Origin of the sequence: Pseudomonas meliae (assembly GCF_001400515.1) — a bacterium.
Lineage (GTDB): Bacteria > Pseudomonadota > Gammaproteobacteria > Pseudomonadales > Pseudomonadaceae > Aquipseudomonas > Aquipseudomonas amygdali.
The window spans coordinates 18,833-20,754 of record NZ_LJQT01000459.1; the positions used below are offsets into that span (position 1 = coordinate 18,833).

2 protein-coding genes are annotated in these 1,922 nt (G+C 60.5%); both read right to left on the reverse strand.

Features of this window, described 5'->3' with window-relative positions; translation table 11 throughout:
- Positions 1–1,096: methyl-accepting chemotaxis protein (locus tag ALO64_RS21055; RefSeq protein ID WP_057430881.1), on the reverse strand; the 1,096-nt coding region annotated here is incomplete at its 3' end.
- 83 nt (positions 1,097–1,179) lie between these two features.
- Positions 1,180–1,922, reverse strand: a 743-nt coding sequence (locus tag ALO64_RS21060; protein ID WP_054991794.1) for a SphA family protein, incomplete at its 5' end; no start/stop codon positions are given.

The following is a 1,922-nucleotide window of genomic DNA, read 5'->3' on the forward strand; positions in this document are numbered from 1 at the left end:
GCGCCAGCAGGTTGGTCTGTCCGGCAATGTTGCTGATGATGTCAGTGATGCTGCCGATGGATTCGGTTGCCGTCGAAAGCTCGCCGGCCGCAGCGGAAATTTCGGCGACCGAGGCATTCAGCCGCTGCATGGCCGACAAGCTCTGCTCAGCCAAAGCTTGCCCTTGACTGGATTGTTCCACCGCCTGGCCGGTGGCTTCGGCACTGTGTTGCAGGTTGCGAGAGACTTCCTGGATGGTCGCAGTCATCTCGCTCAACGCCACCACCGACTGATCGGATTCACTGCGCTGCTCTTCGAGTCGCCGTGCCTCGTGGCCGATCAGTTCATGCAGCGCGCCCATGTGCTCGTCAATCAACCGGCCACTCATGCCAATCCGGCTGAGGGCGGTTTGCAGACGCGCCTCCCCGGCGATCAAGGCCATGTTGACCAACGCTGGCGTAGCGCTCAGGTCAGCGTACAACCCGGCCAGCGCAGGGGCGGCGAACGCTTTGGGGTGCGACGCCAGTACCGCCCGCACTTGCCGGTTTTGACGCCAGCTCTGCCAGCCCGTGAGCACAAGGACACCCAGCAATGCGCTGACACCTTGCAGCCAGGCCGACTCCAGCCCCGCGCAGGCCAGAGCGATGCCGGAACCGACCAGCAGAGTCGGCCAGCTCCACGACAACCAGCGAGCCATTGCCGCAACCACCGAGACCGGCGAGCCACGACGCTGCCAGCGGGCAAAAAACACCTGAGCACGGTGTTGTTGCTCACTGCTCAACGGCAGATAGATTGCACCGTAACCCTGCACGCCTTCGCTGCCATACACCGGTTTGATGTACACATTGTGCCAACGCTGGCTGCCGTCCCTGTGACGGTTGCAGACGATGCCCATCCACGGCGTGCCCTGACCCAGCGTCGACCACAGGCTTGCAAAGACAGCGGCGGGCATCAACTCGTGACGAAGCAGCGTCACCGAGGCCTCCAGCAGCTCATCGCGAGCGTAACCATGTTCGCGGGCAAATCCATCGGAGCAGTGTTTGATCTGACCTTTGAGGTTGGTCCGGCAAATCAGTGCAGGCCTGCTGGGTGCAGAGCTATTAGAAGGAATGGTCATATCGAAAACTCGCACGCAGAAAAAAAGCCTGTCGCAACGACAGGCAAAACCCGAGTCAGCTGTGGAGCAGCGCCTGCGGTGATTTAAAAATGGTGAACGTAGCGCATCTGCACGCGACTGCCGTCAGGACGATTTTCGACATCCTGTTCGAAGTACGCGTTGACGAACACATGGTCGTTTTGCGAGAAGCTGTACATCGCACCTGGCCCGATTGCCCAGACTTTTTCCCTACGCCCGGAAACGTCGTGACCGTCGACCTGGGTGTCGGTGATCTGCTTGAGCCAGTAACCGTTGATCCCCAGCCGAAGCTGATCGGTGACCGCATACTCAGTCGCGAAGTTGGCGTGCAGCGCCTGCCCTGCCTGAATATCGCTGACATTGCCGAACGACTGTGCCGGGTCGTCATTCTTGCCGTTGTACAAGTAGTGCGCGCGAACCGACGCCGTCCACTTCGGCGTGAACCAGTAGGTCGCAGCCCAATACGGATTGAACGACCAGGCGTTGTTGCCAGGGTTAATTGCGTGTTTGTCGTCGTACTCGCCGGTAGGCAGGTTGACCTGTAACTCAATGCGCTGCACGAAGCGCGGCCCGGCCGGCCCCATCACCGGGTCGAACTGAATGAACGGCCCGATCAACAGATCGCCCATACCGGTCTGGCCGCGCAACGCGGCGTTGTTCAGCCCGTCGTCGACCTTCATGCGCGTCACCACAGGCAATACTGCGTTCAGCCCCAGGCTGGCGTTGCCCAGACGCACGTTCGACAGGTAGCTGAGCTGCGTCACCGCGACCTGATAATCCAGATCCTGCTTAGAGGGTGTAGACAAAA